15 protein-coding genes are annotated in these 19534 nt (G+C 64.5%); 10 read left to right on the top strand and 5 right to left on the bottom strand.

Going from position 1 to position 19534, the window contains the following annotated elements; all coding sequences use genetic code 11:
* The first annotated feature begins 2 nt into the window (after positions 1-2).
* The gene (locus ACZ47F_RS12810; RefSeq protein ID WP_464925072.1) at positions 3-152 is read left to right on the top strand and encodes a hypothetical protein; all 150 of its coding nucleotides are present in this window, start codon (positions 3-5) and stop codon (positions 150-152) included.
* A 55-nt stretch (positions 153-207) separates the two neighbouring features.
* Here the strand turns inward: ACZ47F_RS12810 and ACZ47F_RS12805 are convergent, their stop codons facing one another.
* The gene (locus tag ACZ47F_RS12805; RefSeq protein ID WP_464926643.1) at positions 208-549 is read right to left on the bottom strand and encodes a helix-turn-helix domain-containing protein; all 342 of its coding nucleotides are present in this window, start codon (positions 547-549) and stop codon (positions 208-210) included.
* Between the two features lie 505 nt (positions 550-1054).
* Complete coding sequence (gene ompA, locus ACZ47F_RS12800) at positions 1055-1747, bottom strand: outer membrane protein OmpA (protein WP_464925071.1); 693 nt, start codon at positions 1745-1747, stop codon at positions 1055-1057.
* Positions 1748-2179: 432 nt separating this feature from the next.
* Here ompA and gyrA point away from each other — a divergent pair, with 432 nt between their 5' ends.
* The 9 genes from gyrA (at position 2180) to ACZ47F_RS12755 (ending at position 14658) form a co-directional block, all read left to right on the top strand.
* Positions 2180-4762: a DNA gyrase subunit A gene (gene gyrA, locus ACZ47F_RS12795; protein ID WP_464925070.1), complete on the top strand. Its 2583-nt coding sequence runs from the start codon at positions 2180-2182 to the stop codon at positions 4760-4762.
* 12 nt (positions 4763-4774) lie between these two features.
* Complete coding sequence (gene serC / locus ACZ47F_RS12790; RefSeq protein WP_464925069.1) at positions 4775-5872, top strand: 3-phosphoserine/phosphohydroxythreonine transaminase; 1098 nt, start codon at positions 4775-4777, stop codon at positions 5870-5872.
* A gap of 6 nt (positions 5873-5878) precedes the next feature.
* Positions 5879-6976 (top strand): prephenate dehydratase, encoded by a 1098-nt coding sequence (gene pheA, locus ACZ47F_RS12785; RefSeq protein ID WP_464925068.1) that lies wholly within the window; start codon positions 5879-5881, stop codon positions 6974-6976.
* A gap of 28 nt (positions 6977-7004) precedes the next feature.
* A complete protein-coding gene (hisC, locus tag ACZ47F_RS12780) occupies positions 7005-8162 on the top strand; it encodes a histidinol-phosphate transaminase (RefSeq protein ID WP_464925067.1) in 1158 nt (385 codons plus the stop codon).
* A gap of 4 nt (positions 8163-8166) precedes the next feature.
* Positions 8167-9090: a prephenate dehydrogenase gene (locus tag ACZ47F_RS12775; protein ID WP_464925066.1), complete on the top strand. Its 924-nt coding sequence runs from the start codon at positions 8167-8169 to the stop codon at positions 9088-9090.
* Positions 9077-11059 (top strand): bifunctional 3-phosphoshikimate 1-carboxyvinyltransferase/cytidylate kinase, encoded by a 1983-nt coding sequence (locus tag ACZ47F_RS12770; RefSeq protein WP_464925065.1) that lies wholly within the window; start codon positions 9077-9079, stop codon positions 11057-11059. The genes ACZ47F_RS12775 and ACZ47F_RS12770 overlap by 14 nt, the downstream gene beginning before the upstream one ends.
* A gap of 70 nt (positions 11060-11129) precedes the next feature.
* On the top strand, positions 11130-12833 hold the full coding sequence (gene rpsA, locus ACZ47F_RS12765; protein WP_464925064.1) for a 30S ribosomal protein S1: 1704 nt from the start codon (positions 11130-11132) through the stop codon (positions 12831-12833).
* Positions 12834-12943: 110 nt separating this feature from the next.
* A complete protein-coding gene (locus tag ACZ47F_RS12760; protein ID WP_464925063.1) occupies positions 12944-13285 on the top strand; it encodes an integration host factor subunit beta in 342 nt (113 codons plus the stop codon).
* A 380-nt stretch (positions 13286-13665) separates the two neighbouring features.
* On the top strand, positions 13666-14658 hold the full coding sequence (locus ACZ47F_RS12755) for a LysR substrate-binding domain-containing protein (protein WP_464925062.1): 993 nt from the start codon (positions 13666-13668) through the stop codon (positions 14656-14658).
* Here ACZ47F_RS12755 and ACZ47F_RS12750 read toward each other — a convergent pair.
* From ACZ47F_RS12750 to ACZ47F_RS12740, 3 genes are all read right to left on the bottom strand, one after another.
* Positions 14639-16909 carry a nitric oxide reductase activation protein NorD gene (locus tag ACZ47F_RS12750; RefSeq protein WP_464925061.1) on the bottom strand — a complete coding sequence of 757 codons (2271 nt, stop codon included), beginning with the start codon at positions 16907-16909 and terminating at the stop codon, positions 14639-14641. The genes ACZ47F_RS12755 and ACZ47F_RS12750 overlap by 20 nt on opposite strands.
* 152 nt (positions 16910-17061) lie before the next feature.
* Positions 17062-17865 (bottom strand): AAA family ATPase, encoded by an 804-nt coding sequence (locus ACZ47F_RS12745; protein ID WP_464925060.1) that lies wholly within the window; start codon positions 17863-17865, stop codon positions 17062-17064.
* Between the two features lie 210 nt (positions 17866-18075).
* Positions 18076-19455 carry a ribulose-bisphosphate carboxylase gene (locus tag ACZ47F_RS12740; RefSeq protein ID WP_464925059.1) on the bottom strand — a complete coding sequence of 460 codons (1380 nt, stop codon included), beginning with the start codon at positions 19453-19455 and terminating at the stop codon, positions 18076-18078.
* Positions 19456-19534: the final 79 nt, after the last annotated feature.

Here is a 19534-nt window from a genome sequence, read left to right as displayed (position 1 = left end):
ATATGCCAGACTATATCGCTGCAGCCGGTGAACAGTCTGGCGCCGCCGAAAACAAAAAAGCCCTCCAGGGCCAAGCCATTCGCTTACTCAGTATTGATATCCTCCCTGGCCTGAAGGCAGACGATTCCTACGGCGCTCAGGCACCGCATTGATCCGCCCCTGAGTCGCTTCGGTGGGTTCCTGCTGCTGGCGGCATTGCTGCACCGCTCACAGGCGAACCGGGCCTGTCCCGCCCTTAGCGCATAGATCGCGCCGGCCACATCGGCGTTTTCCTCGAAACCGCTCCACACACGAACCGGGCTTACGTCTGGCGATTGTCCGCCGACACCTTGCCGCAGCACGGACAGGTGCGGCTCGCCTTGGTCGAGGATGGACTTGTTCAAGCCAGACTTGGCCCGAACGTTTCTGCCCGGCTGCTCGGTGCTGCCCGCCGCTGACCTGGACATGTTCCGCACCTGCAAGTCCTCGATACAAACAAAAGCGTGGTTTTGGCTGCAACGCCAGCGCCTTGTTGAACACAAACCGGCACGAGCCCGCGAAGCGGCGCATCTGCCGCTGCTGTTCGCCGGTCGGCATGAGTTCAAGCACAAGGGCGTCCGGACGACGAAAGGCGCAAAGTGGCGGGTCAGCGCCTCGGCTACGCCAAGGTTGCTCTGAAGGGGAGTGGACTCCTTGCGCAGAGGCAGTGCAAGTTCGGCAGACCTGCCGCCCCGAGTGCGTCGAGCCGGTAGTCGACGCCAGGAGTAGCCCTGGCCTTGGCTCGCCGTGCGTACTTCACCGCAGTCGCGGCAGGTACGCCGTCATTGGCGCACGCGGGTTCTTGCAGAAGTTCACTTGCAGCGGCCGCTTGCACCGCCAAAGAACGCATATTCCGAGGCCTGCGGAATCCGCGCCTTCGGGGATGCTGGAAAAGTGATTGGAGATACCAAAAAAACTGCCCCGTAAGTCGCTGAACTTACGGGGCAGTATGCCGTCAGGCCCTGCTTTTCAACAGGTTAGGCGAGCGGCTGCCCCTGGGCGGGGCTTTTTACCGTAGGCCGCGTCTGGCCGCGACTCACTTGGTGACCATGTGCGTGCCAACCACTTCCACCACGGCGCGGCGGTTAGGGGCCTGGCACTCGACCTGTTGCTTGAACGTGCCCTTGCAGCTCTTCGGGTCGACGCGGAAGTCGGTCTTGCCCTTGCCTTCGACATAGATCTTGTCCGCCGGGATACCCTTGCTCACCAGATAAGCCTTGACCGCTTCCGCACGGCGCACCGAGAGCTTCTGGTTGTAGGCTACGCTGCCGAAGCTGTCGGTGTAGCCGGTGGAAATCACGACTTCCAGATTGATGCCCTTGATCTTCTCGGCCAGTTCGTCCAGCTTTTCCTTGCCAGCGGGCAACAGCACAGCCTTGTTGAACTGGAAGAAAGTGTCGGCAGAGTAGGTGACCTTTTCGCTCACCGGCACCGGAGCAGGGGCCGGGGCGGGAGCAGGCGCCGGAGCGGGGGCCGGGGCCGGGGCGGGAGCCGGTGCGGGCTCAGCCTTGGCGACCACGGGCAAGCCGCAGGCCTCGTTGGAGGCGGTCGCGGGTGTCCAGAAATTGTCTTGCCAGCACAGCTTGTTGTCACCGTTCATCCAGGTCAGACCATAGGGGTCTTGCCAGTTGTTGATGCTGCGGCTCTCGGCTGCATGTGCGGCGGTCAGCGACGACGCAGCGATGATGGCTGCCGCGAACAATTTGGCGATTTTTTGGTTGTGGCTCATGTTTTTTCCTCTCGGTCGTAGATCGTTCATCGCAGCATGAACTGCGTGTGTTCATGATAAGCGACGGGCGTTTGGGCTGCGAAGGCATCATTTCGACACCGCCCACCCTACCCGCCGTCGCTAGGCGAATGCGTTACAGATAAACCCGGATTGATTGTGCCACATTGACCGTGACGATCAATCTGGATGTGGGCAGGCTTTACGGTCTGTTGCGATGTGACGAAAGAACTGTTGCTAGAAGGCAACGCAAACCCGGGTACGCGGCGCTGCAGGAATGAACACCCGTGCGGCAGCAGCTGCGTGAAGCTCGGCTGCTAAGATCGCTGGCCTGCCCTGGGGTGCTACCGGGCGCGCATCAGGCCTGCCGCGTGCCAAACCTGGCAGGCCGCGCTGGGCCGCAGATGCACAAAACGACCGCCGCACACATTATCCATGTCCCTATTCGCCAAAGAAACACTGCCGATCAGCCTCGAGTCGGAAATGCGCCGCTCCTATCTGGATTACGCCATGAGCGTGATCGTGGGGCGAGCCCTGCCCGATGCACGCGACGGGCTCAAGCCCGTGCATCGCCGGGTGCTGTACGCCATGCACGAACTGGGCAACGCCTGGAACCGGCCGTACAAAAAATCGGCGCGCATCGTTGGTGATGTGATCGGTAAATATCACCCGCACGGCGATCAGTCGGTGTACGACACCATCGTGCGCATGGCGCAGGCTTTTTCGCTGCGCTACATGCTGGTCGACGGGCAGGGCAACTTCGGCTCGGTCGATGGCGACAACGCTGCGGCCATGCGTTACACCGAAATCCGGCTGTCGAAAATCGCGCATGAAATGCTGGCCGACATCGACAAAGAAACGGTCGATTTCGGCCCAAACTACGACGGCTCGGAGCAGGAGCCGCTGCTGCTGCCCACGCGCCTGCCCAACCTGCTGATCAACGGCTCATCGGGTATTGCGGTGGGCATGGCCACCAATATTCCGCCGCATAACCTGGGCGAGGTGCTCGACGCCTGCCTGCACCTGCTACGCCACCCCGAGGCGACGGTCGAGGAACTGATGGAGCACGTTCCTGCGCCGGATTTCCCCACGGCGGGCATCATCTATGGCACTTCCGGCGTGCGCGACGCCTACCGCACCGGTCGCGGCCGGGTGGTGATGCGGGCGCGCTGCCATTTCGAGGATCTCGACAAGGGCCAGCGTCAGGCCATCATCGTCGATGAACTGCCCTATCAGGTGAACAAGCGCACCCTGCTCGAGCGCATCGCCGAGCTGGTGCAAGAGAAAAAGCTCGAAGGCATTAGCCACATCCAGGACGAGTCGGATAAGTCCGGCATGCGCGTGGTGATCGAGCTCAAGCGCGGAGAAGTGCCCGAGGTGGTGCTCAACAACCTGTACAAGCAGACCCAGCTGCAGGACACCTTCAGCGTCAACATGGTGGCGCTAGTCGACGGGCAGCCGCGCCTGCTCAATCTGCAGCAACTCATCGCGGCGTTCCTGTCGCATCGCCGTGAGATCATCACCCGCCGTACCGTGTTCGACCTGCGCAAGGCGCGCGAGCGTGGGCATGTGCTGGAAGGCTTGGCAGTGGCGCTGGCCAATGTCGATCGCATGATCGAACTCATCAAGGCAGCGCCCACGCCGCCCGTAGCCAAGGAGCGGCTGCTCGCCGAAGTGTGGGAGCCCGGCGAGGCGCGGGCCATGCTCTCTCGCGTGGAAGGCGACATCGCCCAGTTCCAGCCGGACGACCTCGACCCGCGCTTCGGTCTGAAGCCCGAGGGCTACCGGTTGAGCGACACCCAGGCGCAGGAAATCCTGCAGATGCGTCTGCAGCGCCTGACCGGGCTGGAGCAGGACAAGATCGTCGGCGAATACAAGGACGTGATGGCGCAGATCGCCGATCTGCTCGACATTCTTGCCAAGCCCGAGCGCATGACCGACATCATTGAGACCGAAATGCGTGCGCTGCGCGACGAGTTCGGCGATGCCCGGCGCTCGCAGATCGAGGTCAACGCCTACGACATCGATGTCGAAGATCTCATCACCCCGCAGGATCTCGTGGTCACCATCTCGCACGCGGGCTATATCAAGAGCCAGCCGCTGGCCGAGTACCGCGCGCAGCGCCGCGGCGGGCGCGGCAAGCTGGCCACCGGCACCAAGGAGGACGACTGGATCGAGCAGCTTTTCGTGGCCAACACCCACGATATGCTGCTGTGCTTTTCCAATCGCGGCCGGGTGTACTGGATGAAGGTCTACGAGGCGCCGATGGGCGGACGCGGCTCGCGCGGCAAGCCGCTAGTCAATCTGTTTCCGCTGCAGCCGGGCGAGAAAATCACCACGGTTCTGCCGGTCAAGACCTTCGATGCCGAGCACTATGTGTTCATGGCCACCGCGCGCGGCACGGTCAAGAAAACGCCGCTGGATGCGTTTGCCAACCGCCGCACCGCCGGCATCATTGCAGTGGAACTTGACGATGACGACTACCTCATCGGCGCGGCGATCACCGATGGCCGGCACGACGTGATGCTGTTTTCCGACGCGGGCAAGGCGGTACGTTTTGACGAAGCCGATGTGCGGCCGATGGGCCGCGCGGCGCGCGGCGTGCGCGGCATGCAGCTCGAGGAGGGACAGAGCGTCATCGCCCTGCTGGTGGCCGAGGACGAAACGCAGAGCGTGCTCACCGCCACTGAAAACGGCTACGGCAAGCGTACCCCGATTGCTGAATACACCCGCCACGGCCGCGGCACCAAGGGCATGATCGCGATCCAGACCTCCGAGCGCAACGGCAAGGTGGTCGCGGCCTGCCTGGTGCGGGAAAGCGACGAAATCATGCTGATCACCGACACCGGTGTATTGGTGCGCACCCGTGTGGCCGAAATCCGCGAGATGGGCCGCGCCACGCAGGGCGTGACCCTGATCGCGCTCGATCCTGGCGCCAGGCTCACCCAGGTCCAGCCCGTGGTTGAGGCCGACGCGGACGATGAGGCCACACCCGGCAGCAGTGCGGTCTCTGAATAGCCGAGGACGCTGATGCAACGACCCTACAACTTTTCCGCCGGACCGGCGGCGATTCCCGAGGAGGTGCTGCAGCAGGCGGCTCACGAGATGCTCGACTGGCACGGCAGCGGCATGAGCGTGATGGAAATGAGCCATCGCGGCCCGCAGTTCGAATCCATCATTACCCAGGCCGAGGCCGATCTGCGTGCACTGCTGGGCATTCCCGATGACTACGCGGTGCTGTTCATGCAGGGCGGGGCCATTGCCGAAAACGCGATCGTGCCGCTCAATCTGTCGCGCGGCGCCAAGGCCGACTATGTGGTCACCGGCAGCTGGTCGCAGAAAAGCCAGATCGAGGCACGCAAGTACTGCGACGTACACCTGAGCGCCAGCGCACACGGTGAGCAGGGCTATGGCTACATTCCCGACAACGCCACCTGGAACATCCGGCCCGATGCACAGTACCTGCACATCTGCACCAATGAGACCATCGATGGTGTCGAGTTCCATTTCGTGCCCGACAGCCGCGGCGTGCCGCTGGTGGCCGATATGTCCTCGCACATCCTGTCGCGCCGCATCGAGGTGTCGCGCTATGCCTGCATCTACGCTGGCGCGCAGAAGAACATCGGCCCCGCGGGCCTGACCCTGGTGATCGTACGCCGCGACCTGCTCGGCCACGCTCTGCCGCATTGCCCCAGCGCGTTCGATTACGCGCTGGTCGCTGCCAGCCACTCGATGTTCAACACCCCGCCGACCTATGCGATCTATATTGCGGGTCTAGTGCTGCAGTGGATCAAGCGCCAGCGCTTCGAAGGCCTAGACGGGCTAGACGCCGTAGAGGCGCGCAACATTGCCAAGGCACGGCTGCTGTACGACGCGCTCGACGCCTCCCAGCTCTACGAAACCCGGGTGGCGCCAGACTGCCGCTCACGCATGAACGTGCCGTTTCACCTGCGCGAGCCTGCGCTGAACGCTGCATTCCTGCAAGGCGCAGAGCAGGCGGGGCTGCTGCAGATCAAGGGTCACAAATCGGTCGGCGGCATGCGGGCGTCGATCTACAACGCCATGCCGCTGGCCGGTGTGCAGGCCTTGGTCGACTACCTGCAGGATTTTGAAAAGCGCTACGGCTGAACCGCGATGCACGAGCCCTCTGCCGAAGACCTGAGCCCCTGGCGTGACCAGATCGACGCGCTGGACCGACAGATTTTGGCGTTGCTCAACCAGCGCGCCCAGGCCGCGCAGCAGATCGGGCACATCAAGCAGCGGCTGAGCATGCCGGTGTTTCGCCCGGAACGCGAGCGTCAGGTCATCGATAGGCTGCATGCGCAAAACACTGGGCCGCTGCGCAACGCTGGCATCAGCGCCATCTGGCGCGAGATCATGTCGGCCTGCCGCGCGCTCGAGGCGCCGCAGCGTGTGGCCTACCTCGGCCCGGCCGGGACTTTCAGCGAACAGGCCGCGCGACGCTTTTTCGGCAGCAGCGCCGAGGGCTTTGCCTGCGCCAGCATCGATGACGTGTTCCGCAGCTATCTCAGCGGAGAAAGCGAATTCGCCATCGTGCCGGTGGAAAACAGCACCGAAGGCGCCGTGGCCCGCAGCATGGACCTGCTGCTGGCGCACCCGGTGCACCTATGCGGCGAGGTCAGTCTGCCAGTGCGGCACTTCCTGATGCGGCAGATCCCCGATCTGCAAGGCATTCGCACCGTGGCTGCGCACCCGCAGGCGCTGGCGCAGTGCGCCGGCTGGCTGCGCACGCATCTGCCCGGGGTCGAGCAGCGTGCGGTGGCCAGTAATGCCGAGGGCGCACGGCTGGCTGCCGAGGATCCGCATGTGGCCGGCATTGCCGCAGAATCTGCTGCCGCGCTCTATGGTCTGCACATCGTGGCGCGCGCGATCCAGGACGAGGTGCAAAACACCACCCGATTTGTCGTGCTCGGCGCAGCGCAACCCGAGCCCACCGGCGCTGATCGTACCAGCCTGATCCTGTCTGTGCCCAACCGGGCCGGTGCGGTGTACCGCCTGCTCAAGCCGCTGGCCGAACACGGAGTGAGTATGACCCGGTTCGAGTCACGGCCGGCAAAATCGGGCGAATGGGAATACGCTTTCTATATCGACCTTGAAGGACACCAGGACGATCCTCAGGTGGCCGCTGCGCTGCGCGAGCTGCAGTCGGTCTGCGCAATGTACAAGTGCCTGGGCTCCTACCCCATCGACAAGACGCCGCGCGACCGCTGAGCCCGCGTTGCGACCTGACCTGCCCCTCATGAACGCCTTCCTGAAACCAGACACCGTACAACGCCCAGGCAGCGGCTCCATCCGCTGGGGAACCGACTATGTGCAATCGATCTCGCCCTATGTCGGCGGCAAGCCGATCGCCGAGGTCGCGCGCCAGTTCGGGCTGCAGCCCGAACGCATCGTCAAGCTGGCCTCGAACGAGAACCCGCTGGGCATGTCGCCCAGGGCGCGAGAGGCCATCGTCGCGGCGCTGGCCGACAGCACCCGCTACCCCGACAATGACGGCTATGCCCTCAAGCAGGCGCTGGCGCGGCGCTGCAGCCTGCCTGCCGAGTGGATCACCCTCGGTCATGGCTCGAGTGACCTGCTGGAAATGGCGGCCCGCGCGCTGCTGACCGATCACGACGCCGGGCTGTACTCCCGCTACAGCTTCATCGTCTATACCCAGGCGGTGCAGGGTGTGGGCGCGACACACCAGATCGTGCCCGATCGCGACTTCGGCCATGACCTGCCGGCCATGCTGGGGGCGATCACGCCGCAGACTCGGCTGATTTATGTCGCCAATCCGAACAATCCCACCGGTACCTTCCTTCAGGCCGATGCGCTGCTGGGCTTCCTGCGGCAAGTGCCCCCGCACATCGCGGTGGTGCTCGACGAGGCCTACGGCGAATACATCGAGACGCCTTTGCGCTACGACAGCATGCAGTGGGTGCGTGAGTTTCCCAATCTCATCGTCTCGCGCACCTTTTCCAAGGCGTTCGGCCTTGCAGGTCTGCGCATCGGTTACGGTGTGTCGCAGCCGCCGCTGACCGATCTGCTCAACCGCGTGCGCTCGGCGTTCAACACCAGTTCGATCGCCCAAGCGGCCGCGCTGGCGGCGCTCGATGATCAGGCGTTCATCGAGCAGGCCTATGCGGTCAACCGCGCCGGCCACGCCCAGCTTGCCGCAGCGTTCGATGCGCTGGGGCTGCGCTATCTCCCGTCGCAGGGCAATTTCATTTTGGTCAAGGTGGGCGAAGACGACAGCGCGGGGGCGCGGGTCAATCTGGCACTGCTGCGGCGCGGGATCATCGTCCGGCCGGTGGACAACTACGGCCTGCCGCAGTGGCTGCGCATTTCCATCGGCACAGAGGCCGAGAACGCTGCCTGCATAGCGGCGCTGCGCGCACACTATGCCGCGGGTTGAGGCGATGGACACCGTCACCGGAGCCGGCAGCGATGACGCGCCGGTGCAGTTCGAGCGCCTAGCGGTGCTTGGCGTGGGCCTGCTTGGCGGCTCGTTCGCTCTGGCGGCGCGGCGCGCCCGGCTGGCGCGACGCATCGTCGGCTACAGCAAGTCGCCCACGACCACGCGCACCGCGCTGGAGCGCGGCATCATCGATGAAGTGGCCGACTCCGCGCTGCGTGCGGTGCACGGCGCCGATCTGGTGCTGTTGGCCGTTCCGGTGATCTCCACCGCCGATTTGCTCAAGCAGTTGCGCCACGGCCTGGAGCCGCACGCCCTGCTCATGGACGTGGGCAGCACCAAGGGCAATGTGGTCGCCGCGGTCCAGTCACAGCTCGGTGCGCGCCAGAGCCAGTTCGTGCCCTGCCATCCGATTGCCGGCAAGGAAAAAAGCGGCGTGCTGCACGCCGAGGCCGGGCTGTTCGAGGGCAGGCGTGTGGTCATCACCCCGCTTGCGGCCAATTCCGACAGCCTGGTGGACATCGCCACGCAGGCCTGGGAGGCGATCGGCGGTGTGGTGTCCGTGATGTCGCCCGAAGAACATGATGCCGCATTTGCCGCGGTCAGTCATCTGCCGCACCTGCTGGCGTTCAGTTATGTCTACGCCCTAAGCAGCCAGCCGCAGGGTAGCGCCTTTTTGCAGCTCGCTGGGCCCGGGTTCCGCGATTTCAGCCGCATTGCTGGCGGCGACCCGCACATGTGGCGCGACATTCTCGACGCCAACCGCGACGAAGTGCTGCGTCAGTTGCAGATCTACAAGCAGGCGCTCGCTGGCTTCGAGGCCCAGATGCGCCAGGGCAACTGGACGGCGGTCGAAGCCCTGATCCGCCGCGCCAGCCAGATTCGCCAGGGATGGGAGGCCCCCAGTTCCGCCGATGATGATGCCTGAAGCCCGCGATCTTCCTCCGCTGATCGGCGCCGGTGGGTGTGTGCAACTGCCCGGCTCCAAGAGCATTTCCAACCGGGTGCTGTTGCTGGCTGCGCTCGCCGAGGGCCAGACCGAGATCACCGGACTGCTTGATTCCGACGACACCCGCGTGATGCTCGCCGCGCTGCAGGCATTGGGTATCCCGGTGACCCGCAATGGCACCACCGCGACCGTGCAGGGCGGCGGCGGACGGTTTACCGTCACGCAGGCCGACCTGTTCCTTGGCAACGCAGGTACCGCCATCCGCCCGCTGACCGCGGCGCTGGCACTGCTAGGCGGCGACTACCACCTGCACGGTGTGCCGCGCATGCACGAGAGGCCGATCGGCGACCTGGTCGATGCGCTGCGTCAGTTCGGCTGTCTGATCAGATATGCGGGAAAAGAGGGATATCCCCCGCTGCGCATCGGCGCCAGCGCGTTTGCCCTGCGTGGCGACGTGACCGTGCGCGGCGATGTATCCAGTCAGTTCCTCACCGCGCTGCTGCTGGCGCTGCCGCTCAAGGCCGCGCAGCAGGACATCGCAATTGCGGTGCAGGGTGAGCTGATTTCCAAGCCGTATGTGGACATCACCCTCAATCTGCTGCAGCGCTTTGGCGTGCAGGTGCAGCGCCAGGGATGGCAGCGCTTTGTCATCCCGGCGGGCAGCCGTCTACGTAGCCCAGGGCGCATCGCGGTCGAGGGAGATGCCTCGTCAGCGTCGTATTTCCTCGCTGCCGGAGTGCTGGGGCAGTTGCACGGCAAAGGGGCGCCGGTGCGCGTGGAAGGCGTGGGGCGCGAAAGCATCCAGGGGGATGTGGAATTTGCCCGGGTGCTGGAGCGTCTGGGCGCGCAGGTGCGCTGGGGCGAGGACTACATCGAGACCTTCGGCTTGCAGCCCGGCCAGACCGCACTGCGCGGAGGAGAGATCGACTGCATCGCCATCCCCGACGCTGCGATGACTCTGGCGATGACCGCGCTGTTCGCCGCCGAACCGACTACGCTGACGTCGATCGGCAGCTGGCGCGTGAAAGAGACCGACCGCATCCACGCGATGGCGACCGAACTGGCCAAGCTGGGCGCGCAGGTCGACTCCGGTCCCGACTGGCTGCGCGTGCATCCCCTGCCGCCCGCGCAGTGGCGCAGCGCGGCGATCGCCACCTACGACGATCACCGCATGGCGATGTGCTTTTCGCTGGCCAGCTTCGGCAATGCCGACATCCGAATCCTCGACCCCGGCTGCGTGGCCAAGACCTATCCCGACTATTTCACCGACTTCGCGCACATCGCCCGGCCGGTGCCGGTGATCACCATCGACGGCCCCACTGCCTCGGGCAAGGGCAGCATCGCTGCGGCGGTTGCCGACAGGCTGGGCTTCGCCACGCTCGACTCGGGCCTGCTCTACCGGCTCACCGCCCTGCTGGCGCTACGCCGCGGCGTGGCTTTAGACGATGCGTCGGCCCTGGCGCAACTGGCCAGCGGGCTATCGGTGCGCATCACGCCCGACACCGTCGTGGTGGACGGCAGTAGTCGTATCCCAGCGATCGCGCTGCGCGCCGAGGAAGTCGGCCAGGCCGCCTCCACGATCGCCATGCTGCCTGCGGTGCGCCAGGCGCTGGTCGGTCTGCAGCGGCAGATGCGGCGTGCGCCGGGGCTGGTGGCCGAGGGGCGCGACATGGGCACCGTGATCTTCCCGGACGCCCAGCTCAAGATCTATCTCACCGCCAGCGTCCAAAGTCGCGCCCAGCGGCGGCATAAGCAATTGATTTCTCAAGGGATTCATGCTAAACTAGAAAACATTTTGGCGGATTTGGAGCAGCGCGACGCCCGCGATATGCAGCGCGCCGTAGCTGCCCTGAAGCCCGCAGCAGACGCCAAACTGCTCGACAGCACCCACTTAAGCCTTGCGCAAACGGTGGAGGCTGTTTTGCAGTTGTGGCGTCAAGTCGCCTGAATCCGCGAGCGCGGCTTCAGTTTTTTCACCTCCAACCCCACGGTCTTCGTGGTTTGAAAGTTTCCACCTCATGTCCACTGCCTCCCCAAGTGCTGCCGCTTCCGAATCGTTTGCCGCACTGTTTGAAGAATCCCTGCAGGCGCGCGATCTGCGTGCCGGTGAAGTCATCACCGCCGAAGTCGTCGCCGTCGACCAGAACTTTGTCGTGGTCAATGCCGGGCTGAAATCCGACGCCTACATCCCGATCGAAGAGTTCTACAACGACCAGGGTGAAGCCGACGTGCATGTCGGCGACTTCGTCTCTGTTGCAGTCGAAGCGCTGGAAAACGGTCGCGGCGACACCGTGCTGTCGCGCGACAAGGCCAAGCGCCTGGCTTCCTGGCTGGCACTGGAGAAGGCGCTGGAGACCGGCGAATTCGTCCAGGGCACCACCACCGGCAAGGTCAAGGGCGGGCTGACCGTGATGGTCAACGGCATCCGCGCCTTCCTGCCAGGCTCGCTGCTCGACACCCGCCCGGTGAAGGACACCACGCCGTACGAAAACAAGACCATGGAGTTCAAGGTCATCAAGCTCGACCGCAAGCGCAACAACGTGGTACTGTCGCGCCGTGCCGTGGTCGAGGCCAGCCAGGGTGAGGAGCGTGCCAAGTTGCTCGAGACCCTGCAGGAAGGTGCCATCGTCACCGGCGTGGTCAAGAACATCACCGATTACGGTGCCTTCGTCGATCTCGGCGGCATCGACGGTCTGCTGCACATCACCGATCTGGCCTGGCGCCGCGTGCGTCACCCCAGCGAAGTGGTCACTCCCGGGCAGGAAGTTACCGCCAAAGTGCTCAAGTTCGACGCCGAAAAAGGGCGTGTCTCGCTGGGCCTTAAGCAAATGGGCGACGACCCTTGGCTGGGTGTGTCGCGCCGCTACCCGGCCGGCACCCGGCTGTTCGGCAAGGTCACCAACATCGCCGAGTACGGGGCGTTTGTCGAGATCGAGCCGGGAATCGAGGGTCTGGTGCACGTGTCTGAGATGGACTGGACCAACAAGAATGTCGCACCGAGCAAGGTGGTTCAGCTCGGCGACGAGGTCGAGGTGCAGGTGCTGGAAATCGACGAAGACCGCCGCCGCATCAGCCTGGGTATGAAGCAGTGCCGTCCCAACCCCTGGGAGGAGTTCGCCGCCAACCACAAGCGTGGCGACAAGGTCTCCGGTCCGGTCAAGTCGATCACCGACTTCGGCGTGTTCATCGGCCTGCCCGGTGGCATCGATGGCCTGATCCATCTGTCCGACCTGTCGTGGAACGACACCGGTGAATCCGAAGTGCGCAACTACAAGAAGGGCCAGGAAGTCGAGGCCGTGGTGCTGGCGATCGACATCGAGCGCGAGCGCATTTCGCTGGGCATCAAGCAGCTGCTCGACGATCCGTTCATGTCGTTTGCAGCTCTCAACGACAAGGGCAAGATCGTCGAAGGCACGGTCAAGTCGGTCGATGCCAAGGGCGCGACCATCGATCTGGGCAACGGTGTCGAAGGCTACCTGCGCGCCTCGGAGATTTCCCGCGAGCGCGTCGAGGATGCGCGCAACGTGCTCAAGGAAGGCGACCATGTCTCTGCCGTGGTGATCAACATCGATCGCAAGACCCGCAACATCCAGCTATCGGTCAAGGCCAAGGATGCCGCCGAGCAGCAGGAGGCGATGGATCGCCTGGCCGGCGACCTGCGCGATGCCGGAACCACCAACCTGGGCGCCCTGCTGCGCGCCAAGATGGACAAGAGTTCCTGATCCGATCCGCAACGGCGTACGCTGCACACAGTGGCGCACGCCGGATGATGTTCCTGCTCGACGACGGCCCGGGTTCAACGCCCCGGTCGCCGTTTTCAACGCGACATCCCATGACCCGTTCCGATCTGGTTGAACTACTGGCCGCACAGTTTCCGCAACTGGCGCACCGAGACGCCGAGCTGTCCGTCAAGACCATCTTGGACGCGCTGGCGCAGGCGCTCGACGACGGGCACCGCGTGGAGATTCGCGGCTTCGGCTCATTCAGTGTCAGTCATCGTCCGGCGCGCATCGGGCGCAATCCCCGCTCTGGCGAACAGGTTGCGGTTCCGGAAAAGCGCATTCCGCACTTCAAACCTGGCAAGACCCTGCGCGAACTGGTGGACTACAAAATTGCGCCTCACGGCGAACAGTCCGCTGCTAGACCGCAAGCGGCACCCACCTCCGGCAAATAGGGGCTGGCTGCGATCTTCGCAGCCCTCCCTCCGACGCATTGTCTGAGAAGTTGTGAAGATGTCGTCAGATTTCGTCGCGAGCGGCCTGCTGTCCATGCGCACGGCGCGCAGGGTCCAGACAGATCGACCAGATCGGCCAGACCCGAGCACCGCGCTTTGCGGCCAGCGGGCCGCGCAGCAGAAAAATTCACAACGTCTGACTGCAGCCACAGCGCACGGGTTTGACAGGATGCAAGCGATCGGTGGGGCGTGTTGCAGGCGGGGCTTGTGGTGGCGCGTTCGGGCGCTGTATAACGGTTGGGCGGTATGAGCCGGTGTCCGCTAGGCACTTGGCATTGGAGCCCGCCATGCAAATCCACGCGCGTTCCTCGGATGTTTCGTTGAAAAATGTCACCCTGCGGCAGTTGCGGGCTTTTCTGGTCGCCGCGCAGCACCTCAATTTTGGCAAGGCCGCGCGCGAGCTCGATCTGACGCCCCAGGCGGTGTCCATCCAGATTCGCGAACTCGAGTCGCAGGTGGGGTTTGTGCTGTTCGATCGCAGGGGGCAAGGCAAGGCGCTGAGTCTGACCGCGGCCGGGCAGTTCTTTCTGGCCTATGTGCAGACGATTTTCTCGACCCTGAAAGAGGCCAAGGGAGCGTTCAGCGCGCTGCGCAATCTCGATGCAGGACAACTTTCGGTCGGCATGGTGCGCACGACCAAGTACATCGTGCCGCCGCTGCTGGCGCGCTTCCAGCAGGAACACCCGCACTGGAAGGTGCATCTGGTCGATGGCAGCAGCGCGCAACTGCAGCACAGGCTGCAGATCGGCGAACTCGATCTGGCGATCGTCTCGCGCGTCCCGCAGCCGCTGGCTGCGCATGCACAGGCCTTTGCCGACTATCCCCTGGGGTTTGTCACCGCATCGGATCACCCAATGCGGGCGCTCGCGCCGGTGCCACGGCAAGCGCTGTCGCAGTTCGACTTCATCGTGCGCGAACCCGGCTCTGTGACCCGCGCGGCGTTCGACACCTATGTGCAGCAGCAACGCATCCACCTGCCCAGGTTGCTCGAACTGCCCAGCAACGAAGCCATCAAGCAGGCTGTGATGGCCGGTCTGGGTGTGGGCTTCATCAGCCTGCATACCGTCGGTCTGGAATTGCGCCGCGGGCTGATCTGTGCGCCGCAGGTGGAGGGGTTGCCGCTGCAGCGGCAGTGGTCCGTGGTGCGCACTCCGACCCGGCAGCTATCGCCTGCAGCGCAAGGTTTCCACGACTTTGTCCTGGCGCGCGGCCGCGCCTTGCTGCAGGCGCACTTTGACGGGCTCGATCCGCTGGTGGTGACCGATGCGGGGCGCAAGGGTCGGCAGGGTCGTCTCAGCGGGTCAGCGCCATGAACATTTGCGGCAGTCGCTGCGGCAGCCGGGCGATCTGGTCGATGACCGTGTAGCGCCGACCGAAGATGTCGCCCACATACGCGTCGGCCAGGGGATCAAGGCTGATGCAGTAGGCGAACAGCCCCTGCTGCTCGAGTTCCTTGACCGCCTGCCGCGCGTCTGCGACCAGCAGACGGTCCTCCTTGACATCGACATCCGAGGGCATGCCGTCCGTGAGGACGAGCAGGAGTTTCTTGTCTGCCCGGCGTGCGGCGAGGTGGTGCGCGGCATGCCGCAGCGCCGCGCCCATGCGGGTTGACCAACCGGCCTGCATGCCGGCTAGCCGGGCCTTGACCGGAGCGCCCCACGGCTCGGCAAAGCCCTTGATGTGCAGGTAGCGCACCTCGTGCCGGGTGTTGGAATGGAAGCCGGCGATGGCCAGTGGGTCGCCCAGGGTCTGCGTGGCCCAGGCCAGCAGCGACACCGCCTCGCGGCTGAGCTCCAGGATGGTCTGGGTGCTGCCCACCACCGGGTCGTTGAGCGAGGCCGACAGATCCAACAGCAGCAGCACCGCGATGTCGCGCCGGTAGGTTCGGTGGCGCTGGTTGATGCGCGGATCGGGGGCGGTGCCGCTCTTGAAGTCGATGAGCGAGCGGATTGCCACGTCCAGGTCGAGCTCGCTGCCGTCCTCCTGGTAGCGGATGCGCTCCCTGTCCTGCGGCTTGAGCAGTTCGAATAGGCGCTTGAGTCGTCTGGCCAGTGCGTCGTGACGCTGCAGCAGACGGTCGATGTCGGTGGGGTCGCCGCTGGGATGCAGCAAGTCGTACACGCTCACCCAGTCCGGTCGCCAGCTCTGACTGCGATCGTCCCACTCGGGATAATGGCGCGGCGGCAGCGCGTCGCTCTGCGCTTCTTCCGGCATGCGTGCTCGGTCCTCGAACACCTCCTCCTCGTCGCCGGGCTCGATGAAAGTCCAGAGGCGGCGATTGTCGTCGCGGTAGCTGACCACGGTATCGGCAAAATGCACTTTGGCGTACTGGTCGCTGGGGCGACGGGTGCGGGCGACATGCTCCAGCGCCAGTGCAGCCATGTCCTGCGTCGAGGCGGGGCCCTGCGCCATCAGCGCATGAAAACGCGCGGCGCAGGCCAGCAGTTCGCCGTCGCTGTAGCCGTGCGCCGGGTCGAGCAGAGCCCGCGACAGCATCGCCAGGCGATGGCGCAGACAGGAAGTGATCTGCGGATTGCATCCTCCCTCGGCTGGCGCCGGATGCAGTGCCAGAATCTGGGCACGCAGTCCGGGGTAGCTGCGGATCAGCAGCGTGTCGATCCGGCAATCTTCGAGCCACTCGACCGCCAGACGCTGCAGCGGGCTCCAGTTGTCGGCGATCAGCGGGCGGCTCCACTGCCGGTGGCCAGCAATGTGCGCCAGGGCAAGCCGGTACCGGTCCAGGCCGCTGACGCCGTTGAGATCGTCGTACACATCGGGCAGATGGATGCCCAGGTGGTCGTCGTAAGGCACCCGCTGACGCAACTGGTCGAATGCGGTGGAGTAGGCAATGAGCCGTGCACTGTCCTGCCACAGCCCGCGCAGGGACAGGTCGAGGCGGCGCTCCACGTTGGACAGCAGCGTGCCGTGCCGTTCGCGCTGCAGCACCGCACGGCTGTCTGTGGACTGCACGTTGAAATAGTCTTGCTGGCGTTCTGGGTGGTCGGCGTAGTTGCGCACGCCGTAGTCCACCCAGTTGGCCAGACCGCCGAGCGACACCTGCTCGAGCAGTGCGGGCGCCTGCGCAAGGAAGTGCGGCAGCCCCGGGCTGGCAAACGTGGCGTGATGGCCGTGGATCGAACCGGTGGTGCGCTCCATCAAGTCCTGCACCATGTCGAGATAGCGCTGCAATTGCTGCGTGGACTGAAGATGCCGCGCCACCGGAGGCAGGGTTTGCAGCAGCGCGGCAATCGCGCGGCCGTTGGGAGATTTCTGCACGCGCTGCACCTGGGCCATCAACGCGGTGAGCGCCGCATCCGGCCGGTCGAGCGCCTTGGCGGCCTCGGGCCATGTCTCCAGGAAGATCAGCATCGGCTCGGCGCCGCGGCCGAGCTTGCCGATTTGACGCGCGGCGTCCAGATAGGCATCGAACGCATCCTGCGACAGGACCGCGAGCGCGCCGTTCATCAGCTCGTCGAACACCGCCTCGACCTGGGTAAAGCGGGTGTCCAGGCGCTGCCAAGCGCGCTGCAGCAGGGTTTGGCGGGTGTTGGCGCTCTCGGGCACGGGGTGACTCAGACGTTGTGAATTTTGCTGCTGCGCGGCCCGCTGGCCGCAAAGCGCGGTGCTCGGGTCTAACCGATCTGGTTGATCTGTCTGCACCCTGCGCGCCGTGCGCATGGACAGCAGGCTGCTCGCGACGAAATCTTCACAACTTTTCAGCCAAAGGTCGCGGCAATGGCGTGTTCGAGCGTGGCCCGGATGTCGGCATCGTCGGTGACCGGAGACACCAGCGCCATCTGGCAGGCATCACGCGGCTCGACCCCGTCTTGGATCAAAGCCGCGGCGTAGACCAGCAAGCGTGTGGAAATGCCTTCTTCCAGGCCGTGACCCTTGAGCCGGCGCGCCACTGCGCCGATGGACACCAGACGCTCGGCCATGGTGTGCGCAAGCCCGGTTTCCCGGGACAGGATGTGCGTCTCGAGTGCGGCAGCGGGATAGTCGAAGTCGAACGCGGCAAAACGTTGCTTGGTCGAGGGCTTGAGATCCTTCATCAGCGTCTGGTAGCCCGGGTTGTAAGAGATGACCAGCTGAAAATCCGGATGCGCGGGCACCAGCTCGCCCTTTTTGTCCAGCGGCAGCATGCGGCGATGGTCGGTGAGCGGATGGATGACCACGGTGGTGTCCTGCCGTGCCTCGACCACCTCGTCCAGATAGCAGATCGCGCCCAGGCGCGCTGCGGTGGTGAGCGGGCCGTCGACCCAGCGCGTGCCGCTGGCCTCCAGCAGGTAGCGGCCGACCAGATCGGCGGCGGTCATGTCCTCGTTACAGGCCACGGTGATCAGCGGCTTGCCGAGTTTCCATGCCATGTATTCGATGAAGCGCGACTTGCCGCACCCGGTCGGCCCCTTGATCATGACCGGCAGACGCCGGCGATAGGCCGCCTCATACAGGGCGACCTCGCGGCCCTGAGGCTGATAAAACGGTTCAGCACGAACCAGATACTGTTTTTCGTCGATCACGGCAGTGTTGTCCCAAAAGCCCCACGCGAGCGGGGTGGCCGGTCGGAGCGGGATTGGGCTGACGGTGACACAGGCCCTAGCCCGCTGCGCATCCGCTGGATGGGCAGCGGGCGGCGGCGCTGCCCAGCATCGTCGGTGCTGCGGGGATAGCCTGGAGGTGCGCCGTGCATCCCATCCCGCAGCCCGGCATCCTCCATCGCAGGGACGGGCTTACTTGTGCACCCCGAGCTTTTCGCGCCAGCCAGGGTAGAGCTTGTCGGCATCGTGCGGAAAGGACTCGAACGCGCGGGCGAACTCCCGGTGGCTCTTGGCGAACTCGATCGGATCGGCGCCGGATTTCCAGCACTCGTACGCCTGGCGCAGCGAAATCGCACCAGCGGCGGGGCTGTCGATATGGCCATATGAGCCGCCACCTGCGGTGTTGATCACATTGCCGTGACCGAGGTTTTCGAAAAAGCCGGGCAGGCGCAGCGCGTTCATGCCGCCGGAGATGATCGGCGTGGTGGGTTTCATGCCGTACCACTTCTGGTAGTACACCGGGCCCTGGCACTCGTCGCGTTCGATCATGTAGGCGATGTTGCGGTCGTCGCCTTCGCCCTCCATCTTGCCATAGCCCATGGTGCCCACATGGATGCCCGAGGCACCCTGCAGCCGCGCAATCTTCGCCAGCACGAAGGCGGTGTAGCCGCGCTTGGATGACGGGGAGGTGATCATGCCGTGGCCGGCGCGGTGATAGTGCAGGTATTGGCCGGGATATTGCCGGCGAGCAGTGGTGATCATGCCGGGGCCACCGACGAAGCCATCGACCAAAAAGGCCACTTTGTCGGCGTCGGGGCCGAAGGTTTCCAGGATGAAGTCGGCGCGGGCGCACATTTCATAGTGGTCATCGGCGGTGATGTTGGCCGAGAACAGCTTGGCCTGGCCGGTTTCGTCCATTGCCCGTTTCATCGCGTCGGCGACCAGCGGGATGGTCTTTTTCAGCGGAGCGAACACCTGGTTGCCCTGCGGCTCGTCGTTCTTGATGAAGTCGCCGCCGAGCCAGAACTGATAGGCAGCCTCGGCAAAAGGTTCGGGACGCAGGCCAAGCTTGGGCTTGATGATGGTGCCGGCGATGTAGCCGCCATCCTTGATCGGGCGGCCCAGGATGCGCCAGAGGTCGGAGATGTCCTTGCTCGGGCCGTCGAACAGCTGGATGGCGCGCGGCGGCACCCAGAAATCGATCATCTTGGCATGCGCGATGTCGCCCATGCCCTGGTTGTTGCCAATGGCCAGGGTCAGGAAGGAGACGATCATCATCCGGCCGTCGGTGATGTTGCGATCGAATAGTTCCAGCGGGTAGGCGATGCGCATGTCCTCCGTGGCCTCGTCGATGTAATAGACCAGCGCGTCGACGCCCTTGGTGAAGTCGTCGGTGGTCGAGACCTCGACATTGGTGCCAGTGGACGATTCGGCAGCAAAGTGTGCGGCCGCCTCAAGATAGCCGTGGCCGGCCTTGGGCTTCATTTTGTAGGCGACGAGAATGTGCTTGCCGCCCTTGATCAGGTCTTCCTCCTTGAGCGAGAGGTCTGCGTAACGTGCGGATTGATCCATGCTGGGCTCCTGAGTGGGTGAACTTCGGAGATCTGACTTTTGCAATATATGCAAAGCTGTTTATCCGAAAACGATCACT

The organism is Thiomonas islandica (assembly GCF_055383445.1).
Note: the sequence above shows the minus strand (reverse complement) of the source record. Positions and strands in the feature narration are given on the sequence as shown.

Coding starts and splice junctions, on each gene's coding strand:
- ACZ47F_RS12810 (WP_464925072.1), top strand. CDS start 3: ATGCCAGACTATATCGCTGCAGCCGGTGAACAGTCTGGCGCCGCCGAA.
- ACZ47F_RS12805 (WP_464926643.1), bottom strand. CDS start 549: ATGCGCCGCTTCGCGGGCTCGTGCCGGTTTGTGTTCAACAAGGCGCTG.
- ompA (WP_464925071.1), bottom strand. CDS start 1,747: ATGAGCCACAACCAAAAAATCGCCAAATTGTTCGCGGCAGCCATCATC.
- gyrA (WP_464925070.1), top strand. CDS start 2,180: ATGTCCCTATTCGCCAAAGAAACACTGCCGATCAGCCTCGAGTCGGAA.
- serC (WP_464925069.1), top strand. CDS start 4,775: ATGCAACGACCCTACAACTTTTCCGCCGGACCGGCGGCGATTCCCGAG.
- pheA (WP_464925068.1), top strand. CDS start 5,879: ATGCACGAGCCCTCTGCCGAAGACCTGAGCCCCTGGCGTGACCAGATC.
- hisC (WP_464925067.1), top strand. CDS start 7,005: ATGAACGCCTTCCTGAAACCAGACACCGTACAACGCCCAGGCAGCGGC.
- ACZ47F_RS12775 (WP_464925066.1), top strand. CDS start 8,167: ATGGACACCGTCACCGGAGCCGGCAGCGATGACGCGCCGGTGCAGTTC.
- ACZ47F_RS12770 (WP_464925065.1), top strand. CDS start 9,077: ATGATGATGCCTGAAGCCCGCGATCTTCCTCCGCTGATCGGCGCCGGT.
- rpsA (WP_464925064.1), top strand. CDS start 11,130: ATGTCCACTGCCTCCCCAAGTGCTGCCGCTTCCGAATCGTTTGCCGCA.
- ACZ47F_RS12760 (WP_464925063.1), top strand. CDS start 12,944: ATGACCCGTTCCGATCTGGTTGAACTACTGGCCGCACAGTTTCCGCAA.
- ACZ47F_RS12740 (WP_464925059.1), bottom strand. CDS start 19,455: ATGGATCAATCCGCACGTTACGCAGACCTCTCGCTCAAGGAGGAAGAC.